The following is a 4,280-nucleotide window of genomic DNA, read 5'->3' on the forward strand; positions in this document are numbered from 1 at the left end:
TGCCTGTGGCGGTTGGGCGCTGGCATGGGCGGTGTATGTCTTCAACCGGGGACAATACCATCCGCTGGTGCGTCCGGCGCTGCTGGCGAGTCTGTTTGGTTATTCTCTGGGTGGCTTGTCGATTACCATTGATGTGGGTCGTTACTGGAACCTGCCATACTTCTACATTCCGGGTCACTTCAACGTGAACTCGGTGTTGTTCGAGACGGCGGTCTGTATGACCATCTACATTGGGGTAATGGCGCTGGAATTTGCCCCTGCGTTGTTTGAACGTCTGGGCTGGAAGGTGTCGCTGAAACGCCTGAATAAGCTGATGTTCTTCATCATCGCTCTCGGAGCGCTGTTGCCGACCATGCACCAGTCCTCAATGGGCTCGCTGATGATCTCGGCAGGCTACAAAGTGCATCCGCTGTGGCAAAGCTATGAAATGCTGCCGCTGTTCTCGGTATTGACCGCCTTTATTATGGGCTTCTCGATCGTCATCTTCGAAGGCTCTCTGGTTCAGGCTGGCCTGAGAGGAAAAGGCCCGGATGAGAAGAACCTGTTCATCAAGTTGACGAACACCATCAGCGTGATGTTGGCGATTTTTGTCGTGCTGCGCTTTGGTGAGCTGGTTTACCGGGGCAAGCTGTCGTATGCCTTTGCCGGCGATTTCTACTCAGCAATGTTCTGGCTTGAAGTCGTGCTGATGGTCTTCCCGCTGGTCGTCCTGCGCGTTGCTAAATGGCGTAATGATTCACGCATGTTGTACCTGTCTGCGCTCAGCGCGCTGCTGGGTTGTGCGACATGGCGTCTGTCCTATTCGCTGGTGGCATTTAATCCAGGCGGCGGTTACCACTACTTCCCAACCTGGGAAGAACTGTTGATTTCTATTGGTTTTGTGGCTATTGAGATTTGCGCTTACATCGTACTCATTCGTCTACTGCCGATACTTCCTCCTTTAAAACAAAACGATCACAATCGTCATGAGGCGAGCAAAGCATGAGCCAGAGAATTACTATTGATCCCGTAACCCGTATTGAGGGGCACTTACGTATCGATTGCGAAATCGAAAACGGCGTTGTATCAAAAGCATGGGCCTCCGGTACCATGTGGCGCGGCATGGAAGAGATCGTGAAAAATCGCGATCCGCGTGATGCGTGGATGATTGTGCAACGTATTTGCGGCGTTTGTACGACCACGCACGCGATCTCCTCGGTTCGTGCGGCAGAAAGCGCGCTGAACATTGACGTTCCGGTTAACGCACAATACATCCGTAACATCATTCTTTCAGCGCATACCACTCATGACCATATCGTTCACTTCTATCAGCTTTCGGCGCTGGACTGGGTGGATATTACCTCGGCGCTGAAAGCCGATCCGGCAAAAGCGTCAGCGATGCTGAACGGCGTGTCGACCTGGCATCTGAACAGCGCGGAAGAGTTCACGAAAGTTCAGAACAAGATCAAAGATCTGGTTGCCAGCGGCCAGTTGGGGATTTTCGCCAACGGTTACTGGGGACATCCGGCGATGAAACTGCCGCCGGAAGTGAACCTGATTGCGGTAGCTCACTATCTGCAGGCGCTGGAATGCCAGCGTGATGCTAACCGCGTGGTGGCACTGCTGGGCGGTAAAACGCCGCACATCCAGAACCTGGCGGTGGGTGGCGTTGCCAACCCGATCAACCTCGACGGCCTGGGCGTACTGAACCTGGAACGCCTGATGTACATCAAGTCTTTCATCGACAAGCTGAGCGACTTTGTTGAACAGGTGTACAAGGTCGATACTGCGGTTATCGCCGCGTTCTATCCAGAATGGCTGGAGCGCGGTAAGGGGGCGGTTAACTATCTGGCTGCACCGGAATTCCCGACCGACGGTAAAAACGGCAGCTTCCTGTTCCCTGGCGGTTATATTGAGAATGCCGATCTGGCGAGCTATCGTCCGATCTCCTCTCACTCCGACGAGTACCTGATCAAAGGGATCCAGGAGAGCGCCAAACATGCCTGGTATAAAGACGAAGCTCCGCAGGCACCGTGGGAAGGGACGACCATTCCGGAATATAACGGCTGGTCGGATGATGGCAAATATTCATGGGTGAAATCCCCGACCTTCTACGGTAAAACCGTCGAAGTGGGGCCGCTGGCGAATATGCTGGTTAAACTGGCGTCCGGACGTGAGGCCACGAAAGCGAAACTGAATGAAATCATCGCGATTTATCAGAAGCTGACGGGCAAAACGCTGGAAGTGGCGCAGTTGCACTCTACGCTGGGGCGTATTATTGGTCGTACCGTTCACTGCTGTGAACTGCAGGGTATCCTGCAGAATCAGTACAGTGCGCTGATCGCCAATATTGGCAAGGGCGACCACACCACGTTTGTGAAGCCGAATATTCCGGCGACAGGCGAATTTAAAGGTGTGGGCTTCCTTGAGGCACCGCGCGGGATGCTTTCTCACTGGATGGTGATTAAAGACGGTATCATCAGTAACTATCAGGCGGTTGTACCGTCAACCTGGAACTCCGGCCCGCGTAACTTCAACGATGACGTCGGTCCGTACGAACAGTCGCTGGTAGGTACGCCGATTGCCGATCCGGAAAAACCGCTGGAAGTGGTACGTACTATTCACTCCTTCGACCCTTGTATGGCGTGTGCGGTGCACGTTGTTGACGCTGACGGGAACGAAGTTGTCTCTGTGAAGGTTCTGTAATGCGGATTTTAGTCTTAGGGGTCGGCAATATTTTGCTGACCGATGAAGCCATCGGCGTTCGTATCGTTGAAGCCTTAGAGCAGCGATATGAATTGCCGGATTTCGTTGAAATCCTCGATGGCGGTACGGCGGGTATGGAGTTGCTCGGCGACATGGCGAACCGGGATCATCTGATCATCGCGGACGCCATTGTCTCGAGAAAAAACACCCCGGGTACGATCATGGTCCTGCGGGATGATGAAGTGCCGGCGCTGTTTACCAACAAAATCTCCCCGCATCAATTGGGCCTGGCCGACGTTCTGTCGGCCCTTCGCTTTACCGGCGAGTTTCCGAAAAAATTGACGCTCATTGGCGTCATTCCGGAATCGCTGGAGCCGAATATTGGTTTAACGCCAACGGTTGAAGCGATGATTGAACCTGCGCTTGCGCAGGTTCTGGCTGCGCTGCGTGAGTCGGGCGTTGAAGCGATCCCACGGGAGGCGACGCATGTCTGAGGAGATTTCCGGGTTCCAGACTGCTCCGAAAGCACAGGTTCAGGCTGCGTTTGAAGCGATTGCGCAGCGTTCAATGCACGATCTGTCCTTTCTGCATCCTGATATGCCAGTGTATGTCTCTGACTTTACATTGTTTGAAGGGCAGTGGACGGGATGTGTGATTACGCCGTGGATGCTGAGCGCGCTGATTTTCCCCGGACCAGACCAGCTCTGGCCAGTGCGTAAAGTCAGTGAAAAGCTTGGGTTGCGTCTGCCGTATGGCACGATGACATTCACGGTAGGCGAACTGGATGGTGTATCGCAATACCTCTCCTGCTCGTTGATGTCGCCGCTCAATCACAGTATGTCGTCTGAAGAGGGCGTACGTCTGGCTGATGACTGCGCGCGCATGTTGTTGTCGCTGCCGGTCAGCGATCCGGATGCGCCGCAGACAAGCCGTCGCGCGCTGCTGTTCGGGCGTCGGGGTTTGCAGAATGCATGAGCTGTCTCTTTGCCAGAGTGCGGTTGAAATCATTCAACAGCAGGCTGAACAGCATGGCGTAAAGCGCGTCACCGGCGTGTGGCTAGAGATTGGCGCGCTGTCCTGTGTTGAAGAGAGCGCGGTACGTTTTAGTTTTGATATTGTCTGCCAGGGGACGGTGGCGCAAGGCTGTGAATTGCACATCGATTACAAACCGGCGCAGGCATGGTGCTGGGATTGCAGTCAGGCGGTTGAAATCACTCAACACGATGCGCAATGTCCGCGTTGTCATGGCGACCGACTGCGTGTTGATACCGGCGATTCGCTGAAAGTGAAAAGTATTGAAGTTGAATAACCCATGATGTGACATGGGGCGGAGTCAGACATGTGTATAGGCGTTCCAGGCCAGGTTCTGGCCGTCGGTGAAGATATTCACCAGCTTGCGCAGGTGGAAGTGTGCGGCATCAAGCGTGATGTGAATATTGCGCTGATTTGTGAAGGCAGTCCTGCGGAACTGGTCGGGCAGTGGGTGTTAGTGCATGTGGGGTTTGCCATGAGCATCATCGATGAAGAAGAAGCCAAAGCCACGCTGGATGCGCTACGCCGTATGGAGTACGACGTCACCAGCGCATAAGAGTGAA

6 protein-coding genes are annotated in these 4,280 nt (G+C 54.1%); all 6 read left to right on the forward strand.

Going from position 1 to position 4,280, the window contains the following annotated elements; genetic code table 11:
* Window positions 1-985: Ni/Fe-hydrogenase cytochrome b subunit (hybB, locus tag AB7E14_RS21240; protein WP_428169912.1), on the forward strand; the 985-nt coding region annotated here is incomplete at its 5' end.
* Complete coding sequence (gene hybC / locus AB7E14_RS21245; RefSeq protein ID WP_042998140.1) at window positions 982-2,685, forward strand: hydrogenase 2 large subunit; 1,704 nt, start codon at window positions 982-984, stop codon at window positions 2,683-2,685. The genes hybB and hybC, both read left to right, overlap by 4 nt.
* On the forward strand, window positions 2,685-3,179 hold the full coding sequence (locus AB7E14_RS21250; protein ID WP_042998139.1) for a HyaD/HybD family hydrogenase maturation endopeptidase: 495 nt from the start codon (window positions 2,685-2,687) through the stop codon (window positions 3,177-3,179). The genes hybC and AB7E14_RS21250 overlap by 1 nt, the downstream gene beginning before the upstream one ends.
* A complete protein-coding gene (gene hybE / locus AB7E14_RS21255) occupies window positions 3,172-3,660 on the forward strand; it encodes a hydrogenase-2 assembly chaperone (RefSeq protein ID WP_042998138.1) in 489 nt (162 codons plus the stop codon). The genes AB7E14_RS21250 and hybE overlap by 8 nt, the downstream gene beginning before the upstream one ends.
* Window positions 3,653-3,994 carry a hydrogenase maturation nickel metallochaperone HypA gene (gene hypA, locus AB7E14_RS21260; RefSeq protein WP_042324177.1) on the forward strand — a complete coding sequence of 114 codons (342 nt, stop codon included), beginning with the start codon at window positions 3,653-3,655 and terminating at the stop codon, window positions 3,992-3,994. The genes hybE and hypA overlap by 8 nt, the downstream gene beginning before the upstream one ends.
* Before the next feature lie 30 nt (window positions 3,995-4,024).
* Entirely contained in the window at window positions 4,025-4,273 is a 249-nt protein-coding gene (hybG, locus tag AB7E14_RS21265; protein WP_042998137.1) for a hydrogenase maturation factor HybG, read from the forward strand.
* The last annotated feature ends 7 nt before the right edge of the window (window positions 4,274-4,280 follow it).

Source organism: Citrobacter sp. (genome assembly GCF_050252275.1).
GTDB lineage: Bacteria > Pseudomonadota > Gammaproteobacteria > Enterobacterales > Enterobacteriaceae > Citrobacter_A > Citrobacter_A amalonaticus.